We start from the raw sequence: 19,991 nt of genomic DNA on the forward strand, positions 1-19,991 counted from the left end.
TTCAGGTGTGCCATCTGCCCGGAAGCGCTCCATGATGGAACAGGTGTGCTTTTTCGAAGCATCCCGTGCGGTGTGCACTTGCCTGCCTGGGCAATGGGCGCGGCGCCGTAGCCGGCGCGTCATGCCTTGTGTGGCGTGGGATTCGATTGGAATTCCGGTTGGTCGGTGCGGCTTGGCACGGTGCCTGCGATGGTGTTCTGCGACGGACGAGTGTCCGCACCCGAATCGTTCATAACACTGGAGACACCATGATCTACGCGATGCCTGGCCAAGATGGCGCCAAAGTCCAATACAAATCCCGTTACGACAACTTCATCGGTGGCAAGTGGGTTGCACCGGTCAAGGGTCAGTACTTTGATGTGGTGACGCCGATCACCGGCAAGCCCTATACGCAGGTGGCGCGCTCCACCGCTGAAGACATCGAACTGGCGCTCGACGCCGCCCATGCGGCCTTCCCCAAGTGGGGCAAGGCCGACGCGACGACCCGCTCCAACACGCTGCTGAAGATCGCCGACCGCCTCGAAGCCAACCTGGAGCTGCTGGCCTACGCCGAGACCGTGGATAACGGCAAGGCGATTCGCGAGACGCTGAACGCCGACATTCCGCTGGCGATTGACCACTTCCGTTACTTTGCCGGCTGCCTGCGTTCGCAGGAAGGCGGCATTTCGGAAATCGACGAAAACACCATGGCGTATCACATCCACGAGCCGCTGGGCGTGGTGGGTCAGATCATTCCGTGGAACTTCCCGATCCTGATGGCAGCCTGGAAACTGGCGCCCGCCATTGGCGCCGGCAACTGCGTCGTGCTCAAGCCGGCCGAGTCGACCCCGATCTCGATCCTGCTCATGATGGAACTGATCGCCGATATCCTGCCGCCGGGCGTGCTCAACATCGTCAACGGTTTTGGTCGCGAAGCCGGCATGCCGCTGGCCACCAGCAAGCGCATCGCCAAGATCGCCTTTACCGGCTCGACCTCGACCGGCCGCGTGATCGCCCAGGCCGCTGCCAACAACCTGATTCCGGCCACGCTGGAGCTCGGTGGCAAGTCGCCCAACATCTTCTTTGCCGACGTGATGGACAAGGACGACGGCTTCCTCGACAAGGCCATTGAAGGCCTGGTGCTGTTTGCCTTCAATCAGGGCGAAGTGTGCACCTGCCCGAGCCGCGCGCTGATCCACGAATCGATCTACGACGCGTTCATGGACCGCTGCCTGGCCCGCGTGAAGGCCATCAAGCAGGGCAACCCGCTTGATACCGAAACCATGATGGGGGCGCAGGCCTCTGCCGAGCAGATGAACAAGATCGGTTCCTATCTGGATCTGGGCCGTCAGGAAGGCGCGAGCCTGCTGTGCGGCGGTAGCCCGGCGCAGTTCGAAGGTGATCTGGCCGAGGGCTATTACATTCAGCCGACGCTGTTCAAGGGCCACAACAAGATGCGCATTTTCCAGGAGGAGATCTTCGGGCCGGTGCTGGCCGTGACCACCTTCAAGGACGAAGCCGAAGCCCTGGCGATTGCCAACGACACGCTGTACGGCCTGGGTGCTGGCGTTTGGAGCCGTAACGGCAACGTCGCTTACCGCATGGGTCGCGCCATTCAGGCTGGCCGTGTGTGGACCAATTGCTACCACGCCTACCCGGCGCACGCTGCCTTCGGCGGCTACAAGGAGTCGGGCATCGGTCGCGAAACGCACAAGGTCATGCTCGACCACTACCAGCAGACCAAGAACCTGCTGGTGAGCTATGCGGAAGAGAAGCTGGGCTTCTTCTAAACAACTTCCAAGCCACACGCGGCCGGGCGCGGATGCTCCCGGTCCGGCCGCACACTGTGTTCTCCCTCCTCGCAGTCAGGAGCTTTTCGGGGCGGCTTCGGTCGCCCCGTTTTTCTTGTCTGGCGGCGTGTTAAAGGAGTGTTTCATGATCGACCGAGTGATAGCCACCGACGCCGCCCTGGCGTTGATTGAACGGCTCAAGGCCAAGCACGGCCCCGATCTATTGTTTCATCAGTCGGGCGGATGCTGTGATGGCAGCGCTGCCAATTGCTACCTGAAGGGCGAGATCACCGTCGACAGCGACGTGTTTCTCGGCGAAATCGGCGGTACCCCGTTTTACATCAGCAGTTCGCAGTACGAGTACTGGAAGCACACCCAATTGATCATCGACGTGATAGAGGCGCGAGGGGGCGGCACTTTCTCGCTGGAGGGGCCCGAAGGCGTGTCCTTTCATACGCGATCCCGTCTGTTTACCGATGCTGAGTGGGCCGAGCTTGAAGCCTCCGGCCTGGTGAGATAATTCATTCAAGGAAATTTTCATGCGTACAAAACTCTTGCTCGTTGCTGCGCTTGCACTCGGGTGTATTCAGCCGGCCTTGGCCTCATACGATGTGGTTAAAAAGGCGCGCTGCATCAGTTGCCATGCGCTCGACAAGAAAATGGTGGGCCCGGCCTTCCGCGATATCGCCGCCAAATACGCCGGTCAGGCCGATGCACAGACCGCCTTGTTTGCCAAGGTGCGTGAGGGCGGAGCCGGTGTCTGGGGGCAGATCCCGATGACGCCGAATGACGAAGCCAAGATCAGCGACGACAATTTGAAGGTCGCCATCGACTGGATTCTGGCGGGCGCAGAAAAGTAAGTCGCGTATTGTCGTCATGTGGTGGGCCGGCCCGCCGGACTGATGTGAATCAGAGCCGGCTGGCCGGTCTCTTGCGTGGACGCCGCGGCGCGGCTTTTCTATGCTGAAGCGATAGAGGAGAGCGCGGTGAGCATGCTGACAGCCGAGGCGGCGATCGAGTTTGAAACGGAACGTTTGCGTCTGCGCCAGTGGCGGACGACCGACCGCGGGCCGTTCGCGGCGCTCAATGCCGATCCGGAGGTGATGGCGTTTTTTCCCTCGCCGCTAAGCCGTGCGGCCAGCGACGCCTTGGCAGCACGCTGTGCGGCGCTGATCGAGGCGCGGGGCTGGGGCTTCTGGGCCTGCGAGCTGAAACGCACCGGCGAGTTCATCGGTTTTGTGGGTTTGCATGAGCCCCCCGCTGCCTTGCCGCTTTCACCTTGCGTGGAGATTGGCTGGCGCCTGGCGCTGCCGTTCTGGGGGCAGGGCTATGCCAGCGAGGCGGCGCGCGGCGCATTGGCGGTGGGCTTTGAGCAACTGGCACTGTCCGAGATCGTGTCGTTTACCGCCACCATCAATATTCGCTCCCGCGCGGTCATGTCGCGCCTCGGGATGCGTCAGACGGGGCAGTTCATGCATCCATCGCTGGCCGATGGCAGCCCCTTGCGTGCGCACTGCTGGTACCGTTTGTCTATCGCGCAGTGGCATGCGCAGGGGCTCAGACCACGGAGGAAATGACATGAAGCCGCGTATCAGCATGATCACCCTGGGGGTGCGCGATCTGGCCGCATCCATCCATTTTTACGAAGAAGGCCTGGATTTTCCGCGTATGGAATCGCCGCCGGGGGTTGCGTTCTTCACGCTCAATGGCACCTGGCTCGGGCTGTATGGGCGCGATGCGCTGGCCGAGGACGCACAGGTGAGCAAGGAGGGCGAAGGCTTTCCCGGTTTTTCGCTGGCCCACAATCTGGCATCCGAAGCCGAGGTGGACCAAGTGATGGCGCAGGCGCTGGCTGCGGGTGCGACGCTGGCCAAAGAGCCGCAAAAGGTGTTCTGGGGTGGGTACAGCGGCTACTTCAAGGACCCGGACGGCTATTTGTGGGAGCTGGCCTACAACCCGTTTGCCTGGATTGGTCCGCACGATGATTGATCGTCGCGGGTGCCGGGCGCGATGTTTCTAAGCCGCGGAAGCACTTTTTTGATCGTACTTCGGCCATCGTTGCCAGGCGGTTGACGTAGCGGCCACAAGACTTGCACGGCACACCTGTTCCGAAATGGAGCAGATGTGCCGTTTCGATGCACATGTGTATCGCGAGGTGTTCAGCGCCTGGCTGGCAGCATCCGCTGCAAAGTGCCGTCCCGACGTACGGCGTGACGAATGGCGGCAGCCACATGCAGCACGATCAGCGCGATCAGCGTCCAGGCCAGATACTTGTGGGTGGTGCTGAACAGTGTGTTAAGGGTGTCGTCCGGCCAGCCGGCTTTTGGAATTTCGACGCCGAAGAACTTGAGCGGGTACTTGGTGAAATTGACCGAGGTCAGCCCCATGCTCGGCACCACCACCAGCAGCACATACAGCAGGTGATGTGCGGCGTTGGCCAGGCGTGTTTCGATGGTTGTCAGCGCCTGGTTTGGCGGCGGGCGGTGGCTGATGCGCCAGCCCAGACGCACAAAAACAAGCATCAAGGCCAGCATCCCGAAGGATTTGTGAATGCCGATCGCCCAGCCGCGCTCCGGCCCTTTGGGCAGGTCGGACATCCACAGCCCCCAGCCAATCAGCCCGATCACGAGCACCGCCATGAGCCAGTGCAGACCCATGGCGACGCGGCTGTAACGCGGGTTCATCGGATCACCACGCCCCACGGGAAGCTGCCGACCGGGACATCCTTGATCGCCTTGAGGCTGGCGGTGTCGATCACGGTGACGGTGTCGGAGCGGCCGTTGGCCACGTACAGCTTGGCGCCGTCGGGCGTGATCGCCATGTTCCACGGGCGCTTGCCGACCGGCACGGTACCCACCACGGTGTTGGTCGCGGTGTCGATGGCCATGACGGTGGCGTCCTTGCCATTGGAGACATACACCCGCTTGCCGTCTGGGCTGATGGCGATGCCGTTGGAGAACTTGCCGGCGGGGATGCTGGCGATCACGGTGTGAGTGGCCACGTCGATGGCGAACACGGTGTTGCCGATCTCGCAGGCCACGTAGGCGCGGCTGCCGTCGGGCGTAAAGCCGATGCCGCGCGGACGTTTGGCGACCGGAATCTGCGCAACCTGCTTCATGGCGGCGACGTCAATCACGTCGACTTGTTCGGCGTCTTCGGCGCTGGCGTAGAGCCATTTTCCGTCGGGGCTGAAGACGGCGTGCTCGGGGTTTTCACCCTTCACCTTGATGTGCGCCAGCGTCTTGCCGGTGACCGCTTCGAGCAGGGCGACGCTGTTGTCCTCTTCAACTGCCGCGGCCAGCAGCTTGCCGTCGCGAGAGATGTACAGGCCCTCGGGCGAGTCGCCCAGTTTCCAGCTGGCAACAGGTTTTCCGCTGGCCAGGTCGACCACGATGAGCGATTCGGTCGGCGAGTCGGTCAGATACAGCCGGCTGCCATCGGGCGCGATGGCGATGCCGCGCGGCCGTTCGCTGATCTTCAGCGTGGTGGTGACGGTGTCGGTGGCGGTGTCGATAACGCTGACCGTGCCCGATTTTTCGTTGGGTACGTAGGCCAGTGGCGCAGCCAGAACGGCGCCGGCAAAGCCATAGAACGTCAGGGCTAGCGCCGCTTTAAGCGTTGTTTTACGCATGGGTGTCTCCTCGCCGATGGTCATGCCATCGATTCTGTGGTCAGGGGGTTTGGTGAGTGATGCCGTGCTCTTTGAAGATGCGTGCCAGTGTGCCATCACGCTGGATGTCGATCATGGCCTGCGAGAGTGCCTCGGCCAGCAGCGTGCTGTCCGCCTTGACGGCCATGCCCAGCGACCAGCCCTTGATGCGCAGCTCCGGCATCGAGACGGGGCCGACATCAATGTGCCCCGGCGCACCCAGCGCACCCTCGATCTCGGCGCGTGAGGCCATCACCGCGGCAATGCTGCCGGCCTTGAGCGCGGCGACGGCGTCATTGACGGTCTTGAAGTGCACCACGTTGTCGCGCAGTCGGCCATTGAGCACGCCGAGCAGGAAGTCGTCAGCGAGGCTGGCGGTTTCGACGCCGATCTTTTCGCGGGTGAACACCTCCAGCGCGGTGGCGGCCGAGCCTTTGACCGGCGGCACGCGCGACGGATCGCGCGCGACGGCAAGTGATTCGAGGTGGTAGGGGGCGAAGATGCGCACCTTGTCATTGAGTTCGGCGAGGCGCTGATCCACCGGGACATGGAGCATCACGTCGCCGGGGCGGGTGCCCAGGTAGTGACCTTTCCACACCATGTTGCGCAGGTCGTCGTTCATGTCCTCGTCTGCGGTGACTTCAACCACATCGGCGGTCAGCCCCATGCGCTTGGCCAGCTCTCGGCCGATGGCAATGTCGACGCCTTTGCCTTTGGCGGAATAGGGCGGAAAGTCGGCATACACGGCAATGCGCAGGCGGCCCGGCTGCTGAATTTCCAGCGCGTCGGCGGCGGTGGCGTGGCTCAGGCTGGCCGCCAGGCAGGCGACGGCCGCGATCGAGCCAAGTGCAATACGGCGTAGATTATTCTTCATGGACAGTCTCCAGCCAGGCACGAATCGACCACATGGCCTCTTGCTGCAGAATACCTTCGAACGGGGGCATATAGACCTTGCCGTTGCGGGTGGCGCCGTTGCGAATGCGCTGCATGAAGATCTCATCGCCTTCCATGCCCTCGGGCAGCATGCGAAGGTCAGGCGCGATACCGCCGGAGATGCCGCCCAGGCCGTGGCAGCGCGCACAGTTCTGGTTGTAGGCGGAGTCGCCAATGCGGATGGCTTCCTTGTCGCCCCGGTAGGGGTTCTCGGGCAGCCAGTCGGCACCGAGCGACTTCAATGTGCTGGTATCGACGGCTTGCGGTGTCACGTCACCGTGCGCAAGGGCGTGGCCCGAGACGCCGAGGGCGAGGATCACCGCAGCGTGGCGCAAGGGACGGAGAGCGGGGAGGTAAGGCATGACTGGTTCCTCTATCTTGGTTGAGTTCGATCCACTGCTCGAGGGCAGGGGGTGAGCTCTCCCCCGCAAAGGCTGTGCCAGTTGCTTTCACGGCGCGTTCATCCCGCTCGGAAGCGGCTGATATCGCCCAAGCGACGGATGGTCAGCCATTTGTCAGTGTTCGCTGGCACACTAGTTGCGTGATAGGTGACACAGGGATCTGCCCAGCTTGCTCCAGCTTGGAGCAGTTGCTACGTAGAGGAACAGGTCCGCATAACTATCAGAAAAATAATAAAAAATAGCTGCATGGAGGAGACGATGGAGAATCCGCTGCAATCAGTGGAGCACCGCGATGTCCGCGTTCGCGACGCTCGCACGGCGTTTTTTGAGCAAGGCGCACCGGCCGACGCGCTGGTGCCCATGGTGGGGACTGTCGCCAATTCCTGGTCGCGCTGCATACAGGTCGGGCTGGAGGCGTCGGCGCGTTCTGCTGGCGTGGATCCGGTGACGGACAGCCAGCTGCGCGAGACGCGCGATCGCAATGCGTTTTTGCTCTCCCATGCCCGCGGCGTGCTCAGTCATCTGTATGAACAAATCCGATCGACTGGCAGTGTGGTGATTTTGTCCGACGGCAACGGACTCGTGCTCGAAGGCATGGGCGATGCCGATTTTGTCAGCCGTGCCGATCAGGTTGCGCTGAAGGCCGGTGCCCAGTGGGCCGAGGGGCTGCGCGGCACCAATGCCATCGGCACCGCGATTGCCGAGCAACGCCCTGTCGAGGTGGTGGGTGCCGAACACTTCTTCGATTGCAATGCCTTCCTCACCTGCAGTGCGTCGCCCATTTTTGATGCCGGCGGTCAGTTGATGGGGGTGCTCGATATCTCCGGCGACTCCCGCTCACACGAACGGCACACGCTTGGCTTGGTCCGCATGTCCGCTCAGCTGCTCGAAAAGCGGTTGTTCGAGGCGGAGTTCGGACGCGAGATTCTGGTGTTTTTCCATCCGCGCATGGAATACGTCGGCTCCTTGCAAGAGGGGGTGTTGGCCTTCAACCAGGGCGGCGAGTTGCTTGGGGCCAACCGCTGCGCACTCGAGCTGCTCAAGCTCACACGCAACATGCTGCGCCAGCTCGATTTCGGCCTGTTGTTCGATCAGAATTTTGGTGTTTTTGTGGATCGGAGCATGCGTGATCCGCATGCCTTGTCCTCCCTGCCGCGCCGCCATGGCGAGCGTGTGTATGCCCGCATGAACATGCCTGCGGCGCTGATGCCTGCCGCCCGTTCCGCGCCGCCGCCCGCCCCCACGAAGATTGCCGCGGCACCCGCGCGAACAAGTAAATCGGCCTGCAGCGATGGCCGTGTCAGCTTTGACTGTCTCGATACCGGTGATGCGCGCATGGGGGCGGCGATTCAACGCGCCACCCGCATGGTCGGCAAAGACATTCCGCTGTTGATTCTCGGTGAGTCCGGTGTGGGCAAGGAGATGTTCGCCAAGGCCTTTCATGATGTCGGTCCGCGGCGCAGCGCGCCTTTCGTGGCGCTCAATTGCGCGGCCATCCCCGAGAACCTGATCGAGTCCGAGCTGTTTGGCTACCTCGGCGGCGCATTTACCGGCGCACGCAAGGAAGGCTATACCGGCAAGATCCAGCAAGCCTGTGGCGGCACCTTGTTTCTCGATGAAATCGGCGACATGCCGCTCAACCTGCAGGCGCGCCTGCTGCGCGTGCTGCAGGACCGGGTCGTGACGCCGCTCGGTGGCGCCAAGCCGGTGCCGGTGGATGTGTCGCTGGTGTGCGCGACCCACCGAAATCTGGTCGACGCGGTCAAGACGGGCGCCTTCCGTCAAGACTTGTATTACCGGGTCAACGGGCTCACGGTGACCCTGCCGTCGTTGAGAGAGCGCACGGATATCCGCGCCATCGTGGCCAATATCATCGCGATTGAAACCGACGGCATGCGCGATATTGCGGTGTCGGAAGAGGTGCTGACCTTCTTCGAGCGCTATCGCTGGCCGGGCAATATCCGCCAGATGCACAACGCGCTGCGGGTGGCGGTGGCCCTGCTCGATGACGATGAAGATCTGATCGATTCCACCCACTTGCCTGAAGAGCTTTTCGCCATGGAAAGCGATTCCGACGAACCCGTTGAGCGGGCCGAGCCACGGCCGCGGCGCATTGATGTGGCGCCTCTGCAGGGAGCCGAGTCGCTCGAAACAATCGAAAAACGGGCAATCGAGCAGGTGCTCGAAGAGGAAGGCGGCAATGTATCCGCCGCCGCGCGGCGGCTGGGGATCAGCCGCAATACCTTGTACCGGAAGCTGGGCCGGATGTAAGGCTTTGATTTGCGCCGGGTATGGGGCCGCCGGTTGGTTGTGCCTCGGTGGTCACTGGTGCGATGAGGCCAAGCCCGGCGAGGCCAACGACGTAGCGGGTTTGTGCAACATCGTCAGCCGCATCAAGGTCAGAGCGCGTCATCCGGTCGAGTGCATCGACTGGCGTGAGTTTAAGGAGTGCCTTTGTCGCCAACCGAGGATTCTCCCTCGCTGGCGCCCCGGATTGGCTTCCACAAGCGCAGTCCGGTTTTTCCATTTCAGTGGCGGCGCAGATCGAGGGTGAAGGGGAACTCCGGATTGGTGTTCACCGGCGGCGGGTTGATCTTGCCGGGGGTGTGACCAAAGGCGAAGAAGCGCGCCAGCCGGCGGCTTTCGGCCTCAAAAGCGTTGACCGGGAAGGTGTCGAAACTGCGACCGCCGGGGTGCGCCACATGATACTGGCAGCCACCGAGCGAGCGTTGCGTCCAGGTGTCGACCAGGTCGAACACCAGCGGCGCATGCACCGGAATCAGCGGATGCAGGCAGGACGGTGGCTGCCATGCGCGGTAGCGCACGCCGGCCACAAACTCGCCGACGGTGCCGGTGTTTTGCAGTGGCACGGTCTCGCCATTGCAGGTGAGGCGGTAGCGATCCGGCGCCATGCCGGTGAGCTTGACCTGGAGTCGCTCGACCGACGAGTCGACAAAACGCACCGCGCCGCCGGCCGCGCCTTCTTCACCCATGACATGCCAAGGTTCGAGGGCGTGACGTACTTCGAGCGTCATGCCGCGTACGGTGACATCGCCGTGACGCGGGAAGCGGAACTCGAGGTGCGGGGCGAACCACCCGAATTCGAGCGGGAAGCCGGCATCGCGGGTCTCTTCGATCACGTCTTTCAGGTCTTGCGCGACGAAGTGCGGGAGCATGAAACGGTCGTGCAGCTCGGTGCCCCAGCGGGCGAGACGATCCGGCTGATAAGGCGTTTTCCAGAAGCGCGCGACCAGGGCGCGCAGCAGCAGTTGCTGGGCGAGGCTCATCTGCGCATGCGGCGGCATTTCAAAGGCACGCAGTTCCAGCAGGCCAAGGCGGCCGGTCGCACCGTCGGGCGAGTAGAGCTTGTCGATGCAGAACTCGGCCCGGTGGGTGTTGCCGGTGACGTCGATCAGCAGGTTGCGCAGCAGTCGGTCAACTTGCCAGGGCAGGGATTCCTGGCCTGCGTCGGGCATCTGCTTGAAGGCGAGTTCGAGCTCGTAGAGGCTGTCGTTGCGCGCTTCATCCACCCGCGGCGCCTGGCTGCTCGGGCCGATGAACAGGCCGGAGAACAGATAGGACAGGCTGGGGTGGTTGTGCCAATAGGCGATCAGGCTGGCGAGCAGGTCGGGGCGGCGCAGGAAGGGCGAGTCGGCCGGCGTGGCGCCGCCAAGCACGAAGTGGTTGCCGCCGCCGGTGCCGGTGTGACGGCCGTCGACCATGAACTTTTCGGTGCTGAGCCGGCTGATGCGGGCCGCTTCGTAGAGGTGAACGCTGCGCTCGACCAGCTCGTCCCAAGATTTGGCCGGGTGCACGTTGACTTCGATGACGCCGGGGTCGGGGGTGACGCGGAACACCGTGACGCGCGGATCCTTGGGTGGCTCATAACCCTCGAGAATGACCGGCAGCGACATGGCGTCGGCGGCATCTTCAACGGCCACCAGCAGTTCGACGTAGTCTTCGAGGCTGCTGGTGGGCGGCATGAACACATACAGCCGGCCGTCTCGCGGTTCGGCGCACATGGCCAGACGGGTGATGTTGGTGGCCGATTCGCCGTGCGCGGGCGCTGCGCTGCTCAGACCTTGGGCGTTGGCGGTGCCCGCTTCGGCTCCTGCACCTGCATCTGCACCGGAGGCTGCCGACGCCGCCGGTGAGCCGGATACGGCAGCCTGACGGCGGCTGCGCAGCTGGGTGGCGATCTGCGCGCGCGAGGGCAGCGGCACGACTGGCTGCATCGGGTCGGGTGGCAGGACGTGCGGGTAGTCGGTTTCCTTGACCCAGGGCTGTGAGTCGATCGGCAGGCGGTAGCCGATGGGCGAGTCGCCCGGCACCAGATGGCAGCGGCCGGTGCGCATATACCAATCGCTGCTCTCCCAGTGACCCGCGGTGTTCTTGTTCACGGGCAGAACATGACCGACCGCGGCGTCCAGGCCCTTGTCGAAAACGCGTCGCAGGCGCTCGCGCTCGAGTGGGTCTTTCAGGCGCGCGTCGAAGGGATCGACGTTCACCGGCAAGGTGCGCTCGCGCCACAGGTAATAGTAAACGTCCTCGAAAGTCGGGAAGACATGCTTGGGCGCGAGGCCGAGGTTTTCCGCCACCTTGCGCAAGAACTGCTCAGTGGTGTCGGTGGTGACCTTGTAGTTTTTCTTCTCATCGCCCAGCAGGGCCGGGTTGTGCCATAGCGGCTCGCCATCTTCGCGCCAGAAGCAGTTCAGGCTCCAGCGCGGCAATTGCTCGCCGGGGTACCACTTGCCCTGACCGAAGTGGGTCAGGCCCTTGGGTGCGTATTTTTCGCGTAGATGCTGGAACACGTCGGCGGCCAGCAGACGCTTGGTGGGGCCGAGTGCGGCGGTGTTCCATTCGTCGCCATCGGGGTCGTCGATGGACACAAAGGTGGGCTCGCCACCCATGGTCAGGCGGACATCCTGCGCGACCAGGGCTTCGTCGATGCGGTGGCCGAGCGATTCGATGGCTGACCACTGTTCGTCGGTGTAGGGCTTGGTGACGCGCGGCGCTTCGTGTACCCGGGTGACTTCCATCGAGTGGGAGAACTCGACTTCGCTCTTGGTGACCGCGCCGGTGATGGGCGCAGCAGAGGAGGGCTCGGGCGTGCAGGACAGGGGAATGTGCCCTTCGCCGGCGAACAGGCCCGAGGTGGGGTCGAGGCCGATCCAGCCCGCGCCGGGGAGGTAGACCTCGCACCAGGCGTGCAGGTCGGTGAAGTCGACCTCGGTGCCTTGCGGGCCGTCCAAGCTTTTGACGTCGGGTGTGAGCTGAATCAGATAGCCCGAGACAAAACGGGCGGCCAGCCCGAGGTGGCGCAACACCTGCACCAGTAACCAGGCCGAATCGCGGCAGGAGCCGAGTCGCTTCTCGAGGGTTTCTTCCGGCGTCTGGACGCCAGGTTCCATGCGAATCGTGTAGTTGATGTCGTTCTGGATGCGCGTGTTGATGGCGACCAGGAAGTCGACACTGCGGGTCGGCGTCAGATCGACGTCGGCGATGTACTGGGCGAACAAGGGCGCGTTGTCTTTGTTCAGGTCCAGGCAGTAAAGATAGGGCGCGAGTTCATGGCGTTGCCACGCCTCGTATTTGAACGGAATCTCCTCCGCGTGGGGCTCAAGGAAGAAGTCGAAGGGGTTGATGACCGACATTTCGGCGACCAGATCGACCTCTACGCGAAAGCTCGTGGTCGGCTCGGGGAAGACCAGCCGGGCCAGCCAGTTGGCTTGCGGGTCTTGCTGCCAGTTGATGAAGTAGTTGTCGGGCGTGACTTTCAGGCTGTAGGCGTGAATCGGCGTACGCGAGTGAGCGCAGGGGCGCAGGCGAATGACTTGCGGACCGAGTTCGACCGGGCGGTCATAGTGGTACTCGGTCACATGGTTCAGGGCAACGTGAATCGACACAGGCAAACTCCTGTAGACGGAAAATCGAGAATCGCCACGGCAGCGGGTGCAGGTGCGCGGGAATCACCTGAGTGCTTTGAAAGCCAGCATAACAAGGATTTCTGCATGTCGGTATGTGGTCGCGAGGGCGTGCTGTACTGGGGTGGAAACGGATGCCAGGGCGCGTGGTTGGCTGCGGGGTGCGATGGATGCATGCGTGACACGCGCTTTGTTTGAGTGGCTACGGTGCAGGGAGTGCACACTTCGTGCCAAGCGTATTCCGGGCTAAACAAGGCGGACGGCGCAGATTCCGCCCGTTTGCGTGGCGTGAGATGCCGGTGGCGCACCGTTGCGGTGCATCTGGCAGTCGGGCAGACGCGGTAGCGACTAGGCCTGAACCATGTCGCGTGTGGCGTCGGCCCAACAGTTGGGGGTTTCGTACAGGCGCACGCGCTCGAGGCGGAGGTGGTTGCCGAAGCTGTCGGTGTAGTGCGCGTCGAGAATGCGGAAGGCGATGACGACGAGGTTCTCGGCGGTCGGGACGGCGTCCAGCAATACGGTCTTGTGATTGGGCAGACTGGCGAGGAAGTCGACGATGGGCGCGTCGCCACGGTAGGCCAGGAAAGCATGATCCCACTGATCGACCAGATGCGTTTTGGCGATGCGTTTGATGTCGCCGAAGTCCATCACCATGCCGTTGGCGGGGTTGCCATCGGCCTGGATGATGTCGCCGGTGAGCGTGATTTCGATGACGTAACGATGCCCGTGCAGGTGTTTGCACTGGCTGGCATGGTCAGGAATTCGGTGGCCGGCGTCGAACTCCAGGCGGCGGGTGATGCGCATGCGTTTCCCCTAGGTCAGGGGCGCAATTCTATATCATTGGCGCTTCCCATCGCGCTTTTCAGCAGGCAAGGACCACCGTCATGACGCTATTGAACGTCTCAGATCACAGCCGCGATTTTGCCGGTATGACCTATGTTTATCCGGTGCTGTCACGTCGCGCAGGCGGCGTGTCGGTTGGCATCAACCTGAATCCGAACAACGCGTGTAATTGGCATTGTGTGTATTGCCAGGTACCCAACCTTGTGCGTGGGGCCGCGCCGCTGATCGACCGCGCTCAGTTGCACCAGGAGTTGTCCGGTTTTCTGAGTGCACTGGTCGACGGTGATTACATGCAGCAGCATGTGCCGGAGGGGTTGCGAACGATCAAGGACATCGCATTTTCGGGCAACGGCGAGCCGACCAGTGCGGGCGACTTCGCCGACATCGTCAATGACGTGCTGGCGATACGCGATGCGGCAGGATTGACGGCGGTGCCGGTGCGGCTCATCACCAACGGATCTTTGGTCAAGCGACGCGCGGTGCAGGACGGGTTGCGCCGGTTGGCGGCGGGCGGTGGTGAGGTGTGGTTCAAGGTCGACGGCGGGCGTCGTGAGGATATTGCGCGTATCAACGGCGTGGATCTGGACCCGGCGTCGGTCTCGCGTGCACTGGCAAAGTCGGCCGAATTGTGTCCGACCTGGGTGCAGACCTGCATGTTTGCCTGGGATGGCGAGGTGCCCAGTGAGGCGGCGTTGGCAGGCTATCTGAATACGCTCGAGGTGGCCGGGCTGGATGCGCTCGAAGGTGTTCTTCTCTATGGCGTGGTGCGCGCCTCAATGCAGCCGGAGGCCGTGCGGGTGAGCGCGCTGGATGAAGCGGGCCTGATGCTGATTGCCGAGCGCATCAAAGAAAAAGGGCTGACGGTTCGCGTCAGCCCTTGATGTCCGGCGTGAGGCCGGTCACGCCTTCTTTGGTTTGCGTGCCGCGCGGGCTTCTTTCTTGAGCGTCTTGTACAGCTCGGGGTTGGACTTTTTCAGATAGTCGGCCATTTCCATGTCGTCACGTCGCACCTTCTCGATGTCGACTTGTTCGATGTGAACCAGACGCAGCAGTGCTTGAACCGGGCGGGGGATGTTACGGCCGCTTTCATAGCGCGAGCCACCGCTTTGGGTGACGCCAATGCGCGACCAGAATTGGGACTGGTTGAGACCGAGCTTGCGACGTACTTCGCGAACGTCAATCTTGTCGTTGGCTTTCATGATCTTTGCGCTCCATCAATATTGCGTATTTTGTAGGGGTATGACCAAGTTCTTGAACAAGAGTTCGCGTTACTACTTTGGTCATACGATGGTTGGAGTATAGAAAACTCTCTGGAAACCACACAAGCATTTTTTTCGACTTTGTGAGTAGTTCTTTTGAATATCTATCGAGGGTTTGCGTGGTCGTGGGTATGGGTTGCCCTTGAGATTGTTGCTACCCGGAACGGGCGAAACCGGCGTGGTTGCTGGGTGTCAGGTTCTTTTAGGATGCCAGGCGATGCGAATTGGGCGTACCGGAGGGCGCGTGAATTTCGGATGGCATTCTGATTTTGCCGTTCGTCGGCGAAATCGGCGGCGTGGAATAAATCACACACATGCGCGTCGGTGATGTCCGATGCATCGTGGATCGGCAGGTGATTTCATGTCTATCCCGTTAGGTGAGATGCCTTGTCATTGGTCAAAAAAAGAAGAGATCGCTCGCCATAAAATATCGACCGAACGGTCGATTCAGCAATGTTTTTCTATAAGACTGGAAGCAGAGCGTTTCAATCGGTAACATCGTGGCGTTTTGCTCTGGGGTTGCGATGTCCCATGACGGGATGGCGTGGCTCTGTTGCTCACTCTCTATTGATAGGCACGTTTTCATGCATTTCAGGCTACAGAAAGGCTTGGATCTACCCATCAGCGGGGTGCCGGAGCAGCGCATCCATGATGCGGCACCGGTACAGCATGTCGCAGTCGTTGGTGTTGACTACAACGACCTGAAAGCGACCATGCGGGTTGCCGAGGGAGATCGCGTCAAGCGCGGTCAAGCGTTGTTCGAGCACAAGAAACTACCCGGCGTCTGTTACACCGCCCCGGGGGCGGGCGAAATCGTCGCCATTCATCGAGGCGCACGCCGCGCCTTGTTGTCGATCGTGATCCGGGTGGATGAGGTCGAGGAAGCCGTTACGTTCGATACCCATGACGCGGCAAGTCTCGCGACGCTGGATGCGGACCGCGCGGTGGAACAACTCTGTGCTTCGGGTCTGTGGACCAGCTTGCGAACCCGCCCGTTCAGCAAGGTGCCCGATCCACAGACGCGACCCAGCGCCATCCTTGTCACTGCGATGGATACCCATCCGCTGGCGGCGGATGTGTCCCTGCTGATTGCTCAGCACCCGGATGATTTCCAGAACGGCTTGAAAGTGCTCTCTCGTCTGACCGAGGGCAAGGTCTGGGTATGCGCTGCGCCGGGTGCGAAGATTGCACTGCCCGATGGCACTGCGCAGATTGCGCGCGCCGATTTTGAAGGCCCGCATCCGGCCGGTTTGCCGGGGACGCATATCCACTTCCTGTCGCCTGTGAGTGAAAGCCGCACGGCATGGTACGTCGGTGCGCAGGACGTGATCGCGATCGGCAAGCTGTTTACGACCGGCCAGCTTGATGTGAGCCGGGTGGTGTCTCTGGCAGGGCCCGTGGTCAAGCAGCCGCGTTTGGTGCGCACCCGTGTCGGTGCCAGTTTGGTCGAGCTGACCGAAGGGCAGTTGAACGCGGGCAAGAACCGTCTGATCTCCGGCTCGGTGTTCGGCGGGCGTACCGGGCGTGAAGCGCTGGCCTATCTCGGGCCATACCACCAGCAGGTGTCTTGTCTGAAAGAAGGCAACGACCGCGAGTTCATGCACTTCATGCGTGCGGGCGTGAACAAGCACTCGGTACTCAATATCTTCATCTCCAGGTTGCTGGGCGAAAAACGCCTGGATATGACCACCACCACCAACGGGAGCCCGCGGGCCATGGTGCCGGTGGGCAACTACGAACTGGTCATGCCGCTGGACATCCTGCCAACGCAGCTGCTGCGTTATCTGGTGGTCGGCGATACCGAAATGGCGCAGAAGCTCGGTGCGCTGGAACTGGACGAAGACGATCTGGCGCTGTGCACGTATGTCTGTGCCGGTAAATATGAATACGGTCCTATCCTGAGGGATATCCTGGCCCGCATCGAGAAGGAAGGCTGATTATGGGGCTTCGTCAATACCTCGATTCGATCGAGCATCATTTCGAAAAGGGTGGCAGGTACGAGAAGTGGTACGCATTGTTTGAAGCGGCCGATACCTTCTTCTACCGCCCCGGCAGCGTGACCCGAACGACATCGCATGTCCGTGACGGCCTCGACCTCAAGCGGATGATGATCACGGTCTGGTTGTGTACCTTTCCGGCCATGTTCTTCGGCATGTGGAACGTCGGCTTTCAGGCCAACACGGCACTGGCTGCAAATGCTGAGCTGATGGCTCTCCAGGAGGGCTGGCGCATCGGGCTGATTCAGTCGATGGCGGGTTTCGATCCCGGCAGCGTCTGGGATAACTTTATTCACGGCGCGGCCTACTTTCTGCCCATTTATCTGGTGACCTTCGTGGTCGGCGGTTTCTGGGAGGTGCTGTTCGCCACGATTCGTCGCCACGAGGTGAACGAAGGCTTCTTTGTGACCGGCGTGCTTTTTGCGCTGACGCTGCCGCCGTCAATTCCCTTGTGGCAGGTGGCGCTGGGCATCAGCTTCGGCGTAGTGATCGGCAAGGAAGTGTTTGGTGGCACGGGCAAGAATTTCCTCAACCCGGCGCTGGCGGGGCGGGCGTTCTTGTTCTTTGCCTACCCGGCGCAATTGTCCGGCGATGCAGTGTGGACCTCGGTTGACGGCTATACCAGCGCAACGGCGCTGGCCAATGGTGCGGCCGGCGGTGTGGATGCGATCGTGATGGCCGGCGTGACCTGGACGGATGCGTTTCTGGGTGTCATGCAGGGCTCAATGGGCGAAACCAGCACGCTGGCCATTTTGATCGGAGGCATTGCGTTGCTGATCATGCGGATCGCCGCCTGGCGAATCGTCGCGGGCGTCATGCTGGGCATGATCGTGATCAGCCTGCTGTTCAACGCTATCGGTTCCGATACCAATCCGATGCTCGCGATGCCGTGGTACTGGCATCTGGTGCTTGGCGGTTTTGCCTTTGGCATGATGTTCATGGCCACCGACCCGGTGTCGGCATCCATGACCAATACCGGCAAGTGGATCTTCGGCGCCATCATTGGTGGCATGGCGGTGATGATCCGCGTGGTCAACCCGGCCTTCCCCGAGGGCATGATGCTGGCCATCCTGTTCGGCAACCTGTGTGCGCCGCTGATCGACCATTTTGTGGTGCAGGCAAACATCAAGCGGAGGCTGGCCCGTAATGTCTAATAAGGAAACGACCTCCCGCACGCTGATGGTCGCGTTGGCGGTCAGTCTGGTGAGCTCGATCTTCGTGGCCGGCGCGGCAGTGTCGCTCAAGCCGATCCAGGTTGAGAATCGCCAGCTCGACAAGCAGCGCAGCATTCTGGCCATTGCTGGCCTGGGTGAGGCGAAGCTCAGTGGCGCCGAGGTGAAAAAGCTGTTCGGTGAGCGGATTGCCGCCAAGGTGGTGGATCTGAGCTCCGGCGAGTATGTCGATCAATTCGACCCCACGACCTTCGATCCGCTCAAGGCGGCGCGCGATCCGAAGCTGTCCGCCGAGCTGGCGGGCAACGAAGATATTGCCCTGATCAAACGGCGCGAGCGTTACACGACCGTTTATACCGTGGAGCAGGACGGCAAGCTCGAATCACTGATCCTGCCGATTCGAGGCTATGGCTTGTGGTCGACGCTGCACGGCTTCATCGCTGTCAAGGCCGACCTGAACACCGTCGTTGGCCTCGGTTTTTATCAGCATGCCGAAACGCCGGGCCTCGGTGGCGAAGTCGACAACCCGAAGTGGAAGGGCCTCTGGCCGGGCAAGCAACTCTTTGACGACGCCGGCAAGCCGGTCATTCGTATCGTCAAGGGCGGCGTCGATCCTGCCAGCGCATCGGCCGTGCATCAGGTTGATGCGCTGGCTGGCGCCACGCTGACCAGCAATGGTGTCGATCGTTTGCTGCAATTCTGGCTGGGTGAGCAGGGCTTTGGCCCGTATCTGGCAAAACTGCGCGCAGAGGGGGTCTGATCATGGCGAAGCAAACCATCAAGGAAGTACTGCTCAACCCGATTTTCAACAACAACCCGATCGGCCTGCAGATCCTCGGTATCTGTTCGGCGCTGGCGGTGACGTCCAATCTCAAGACCGCATTGGTCATGTCGATTGCGCTCACGCTGGTGACGGCGTTCTCGAACCTGTTCATCTCGATGATCCGCAAGCAGATCCCCAGCTCGATCCGAATGATCGTGCAGATGGTGATTATCGCCTCGCTGGTGATCGTGGTTGACCAGATCCTGCGTGCCTACGCCTTCGGGCTGGCCAAGCAGTTGTCGGTGTTCGTCGGCCTGATCATCACCAACTGTATCGTGATGGGCCGTGCCGAAGCCTTTGCCATGCAGAACCCGCCGCTGCTGTCGTTCATGGACGGCATCGGCAACGGCCTCGGCTATAGCGTGATGCTGATCGTGCTCGGCGTGATCCGCGAACTCTTCGGCGCCGGCAAGCTGCTGGGCTTCGAAGTGCTGGCGCTGGCCAAGGATGGCGGCTGGTATGTGCCCAACGGCCTGCTGCTGCTGCCGCCCTCAGCCTTCTTTCTGATCGGTCTGATCATCTGGGGTTTGCGCACCTGGAAGAAGAATCAAGTCGAAGCGCCGGCATTCACGCTGGCGCCCCAAGTCGCCAATCAGGAGGTGCATTGATATGGAGCATCTCATCAGTCTGTTTGTTCGGGCGGTGTTCATTGAGAACATGGCACTGGCCTTCTTCCTCGGGATGTGCACCTTCATTGCCATCTCGAAGAAGGTCGAAACCGCGATCGGTCTTGGTGTGGCGGTGGTTGTGGTGCAGACCATCACCGTGCCGGCCAACTACCTGATCTTCAATCTGCTGTTGCGCGAAGGCGCGCTGGGCTGGGCCGGCTTCCCTGACGTCGATCTGTCCTATCTCGGCCTGCTGTCTTACATCGGCGTGATCGCCGCGATCGTGCAGATTCTGGAGATGCTGCTCGATAAATACGTCCCCAGCCTGTACAACGCGCTGGGCGTGTTCCTGCCGCTGATCACCGTGAACTGCGCCATCCTCGGGGGCACGCTGTTCATGGTCGAGCGCGATTACAACATGTCCGAAAGCGTGGTGTATGGCCTCGGATCCGGGTTCTCCTGGGCGCTGGCCATTGCGCTGCTGGCAGGTATTCGCGAGAAGCTCAAATACAGCGATGTGCCCGAGGGCCTGCAAGGCCTGGGTATTACTTTCATCACCATCGGGCTGATGTCGCTTGGCTTCATGTCTTTCTCCGGTGTTCAGCTGTAAGGA

19 protein-coding genes are annotated in these 19,991 nt (G+C 61.7%); 12 read left to right on the forward strand and 7 right to left on the reverse strand.

The annotated features are described in order from the left end of the window. Positions 1–248 precede the first annotated feature (248 nt). The 5 genes from exaC (at position 249) to FHP91_RS15540 (ending at position 3,758) form a co-directional block, all read left to right on the forward strand. Positions 249–1,769, forward strand: a complete 1,521-nt coding sequence (gene exaC / locus FHP91_RS15520) for an acetaldehyde dehydrogenase ExaC (protein ID WP_144310450.1) — start codon at positions 249–251, stop codon at positions 1,767–1,769. Between the two features lie 145 nt (positions 1,770–1,914). Further along, positions 1,915–2,289 carry a DUF779 domain-containing protein gene (locus FHP91_RS15525; protein WP_144310451.1) on the forward strand — a complete coding sequence of 125 codons (375 nt, stop codon included), beginning with the start codon at positions 1,915–1,917 and terminating at the stop codon, positions 2,287–2,289. Positions 2,290–2,308: 19 nt separating this feature from the next. Further along, complete coding sequence (locus FHP91_RS15530) at positions 2,309–2,629, forward strand: c-type cytochrome (RefSeq protein ID WP_144310452.1); 321 nt, start codon at positions 2,309–2,311, stop codon at positions 2,627–2,629. 132 nt (positions 2,630–2,761) lie between these two features. After that, positions 2,762–3,346, forward strand: coding sequence for a GNAT family N-acetyltransferase (locus FHP91_RS15535; protein WP_144310702.1), 585 nt, complete (start codon positions 2,762–2,764; stop codon positions 3,344–3,346). A gap of 1 nt (position 3,347) precedes the next feature. Further along, a complete protein-coding gene (locus FHP91_RS15540; protein WP_144310453.1) occupies positions 3,348–3,758 on the forward strand; it encodes a VOC family protein in 411 nt (136 codons plus the stop codon). 170 nt (positions 3,759–3,928) lie between these two features. Here the strand turns inward: FHP91_RS15540 and FHP91_RS15545 are convergent, their stop codons facing one another. From FHP91_RS15545 to pedF, 4 genes are read right to left on the reverse strand one after another with little or no spacing between them, the layout of a single operon-like run. Then, entirely contained in the window at positions 3,929–4,453 is a 525-nt protein-coding gene (locus FHP91_RS15545; protein WP_144310454.1) for a cytochrome b, read from the reverse strand. Continuing rightward, positions 4,450–5,400 carry a beta-propeller fold lactonase family protein gene (locus FHP91_RS15550; RefSeq protein WP_144310455.1) on the reverse strand — a complete coding sequence of 317 codons (951 nt, stop codon included), beginning with the start codon at positions 5,398–5,400 and terminating at the stop codon, positions 4,450–4,452. The genes FHP91_RS15545 and FHP91_RS15550 overlap by 4 nt, the downstream gene beginning before the upstream one ends. A 40-nt stretch (positions 5,401–5,440) precedes the next feature. Beyond that, positions 5,441–6,292, reverse strand: a complete 852-nt coding sequence (locus FHP91_RS15555) for a substrate-binding periplasmic protein (protein WP_144310456.1) — start codon at positions 6,290–6,292, stop codon at positions 5,441–5,443. Next, positions 6,282–6,713, reverse strand: a complete 432-nt coding sequence (pedF, locus tag FHP91_RS15560) for a cytochrome c-550 PedF (RefSeq protein WP_144310457.1) — start codon at positions 6,711–6,713, stop codon at positions 6,282–6,284. Before pedF ends, FHP91_RS15555 begins: the two co-directional genes overlap by 11 nt. 297 nt (positions 6,714–7,010) lie before the next feature. Between pedF and FHP91_RS15565 the strand changes: the two genes are divergently transcribed. Beyond that, positions 7,011–9,023, forward strand: a complete 2,013-nt coding sequence (locus FHP91_RS15565; RefSeq protein ID WP_144310458.1) for a sigma-54-dependent Fis family transcriptional regulator — start codon at positions 7,011–7,013, stop codon at positions 9,021–9,023. A 257-nt stretch (positions 9,024–9,280) separates the two neighbouring features. On the opposite strand, the gene FHP91_RS15570 is transcribed toward FHP91_RS15565, so the two are convergent. Next, entirely contained in the window at positions 9,281–12,658 is a 3,378-nt protein-coding gene (locus FHP91_RS15570) for a transglutaminase family protein (protein ID WP_144310459.1), read from the reverse strand. Positions 12,659–13,024: 366 nt separating this feature from the next. Then, positions 13,025–13,480, reverse strand: a complete 456-nt coding sequence (queD, locus tag FHP91_RS15575) for a 6-carboxytetrahydropterin synthase QueD (RefSeq protein WP_144310460.1) — start codon at positions 13,478–13,480, stop codon at positions 13,025–13,027. 80 nt (positions 13,481–13,560) lie between these two features. On the opposite strand from queD, the gene FHP91_RS15580 reads away from it, so the two are divergent. Continuing rightward, positions 13,561–14,400, forward strand: coding sequence for a radical SAM protein (locus FHP91_RS15580; protein WP_144310461.1), 840 nt, complete (start codon positions 13,561–13,563; stop codon positions 14,398–14,400). An 18-nt stretch (positions 14,401–14,418) separates the two neighbouring features. On the opposite strand, the gene FHP91_RS15585 is transcribed toward FHP91_RS15580, so the two are convergent. Beyond that, positions 14,419–14,718 carry a helix-turn-helix domain-containing protein gene (locus FHP91_RS15585; protein WP_144176805.1) on the reverse strand — a complete coding sequence of 100 codons (300 nt, stop codon included), beginning with the start codon at positions 14,716–14,718 and terminating at the stop codon, positions 14,419–14,421. 584 nt (positions 14,719–15,302) lie between these two features. Between FHP91_RS15585 and FHP91_RS15590 the strand changes: the two genes are divergently transcribed. The 5 genes from FHP91_RS15590 to nqrE are packed head-to-tail and all read left to right on the forward strand — an operon-like array spanning position 15,303 to position 19,988. Further along, the gene (locus FHP91_RS15590) at positions 15,303–16,715 is read left to right on the forward strand and encodes a Na(+)-translocating NADH-quinone reductase subunit A (protein ID WP_246116331.1); all 1,413 of its coding nucleotides are present in this window, start codon (positions 15,303–15,305) and stop codon (positions 16,713–16,715) included. A gap of 2 nt (positions 16,716–16,717) precedes the next feature. Then, a complete protein-coding gene (locus tag FHP91_RS15595; protein ID WP_144310462.1) occupies positions 16,718–17,929 on the forward strand; it encodes an NADH:ubiquinone reductase (Na(+)-transporting) subunit B in 1,212 nt (403 codons plus the stop codon). Continuing rightward, positions 17,922–18,707, forward strand: coding sequence for a Na(+)-translocating NADH-quinone reductase subunit C (locus FHP91_RS15600; protein ID WP_144310463.1), 786 nt, complete (start codon positions 17,922–17,924; stop codon positions 18,705–18,707). The genes FHP91_RS15595 and FHP91_RS15600 overlap by 8 nt, the downstream gene beginning before the upstream one ends. Before the next feature lie 2 nt (positions 18,708–18,709). Beyond that, the gene (locus FHP91_RS15605; protein ID WP_144176793.1) at positions 18,710–19,378 is read left to right on the forward strand and encodes an NADH:ubiquinone reductase (Na(+)-transporting) subunit D; all 669 of its coding nucleotides are present in this window, start codon (positions 18,710–18,712) and stop codon (positions 19,376–19,378) included. A 1-nt stretch (position 19,379) separates the two neighbouring features. After that, on the forward strand, positions 19,380–19,988 hold the full coding sequence (gene nqrE, locus FHP91_RS15610) for an NADH:ubiquinone reductase (Na(+)-transporting) subunit E (protein ID WP_144176791.1): 609 nt from the start codon (positions 19,380–19,382) through the stop codon (positions 19,986–19,988). Positions 19,989–19,991: the final 3 nt, after the last annotated feature.

Origin of the sequence: Denitromonas halophila (genome assembly GCF_007625155.1) — a bacterium.
Classification (GTDB): Bacteria; Pseudomonadota; Gammaproteobacteria; order Burkholderiales; family Rhodocyclaceae; genus Nitrogeniibacter; species Nitrogeniibacter halophilus.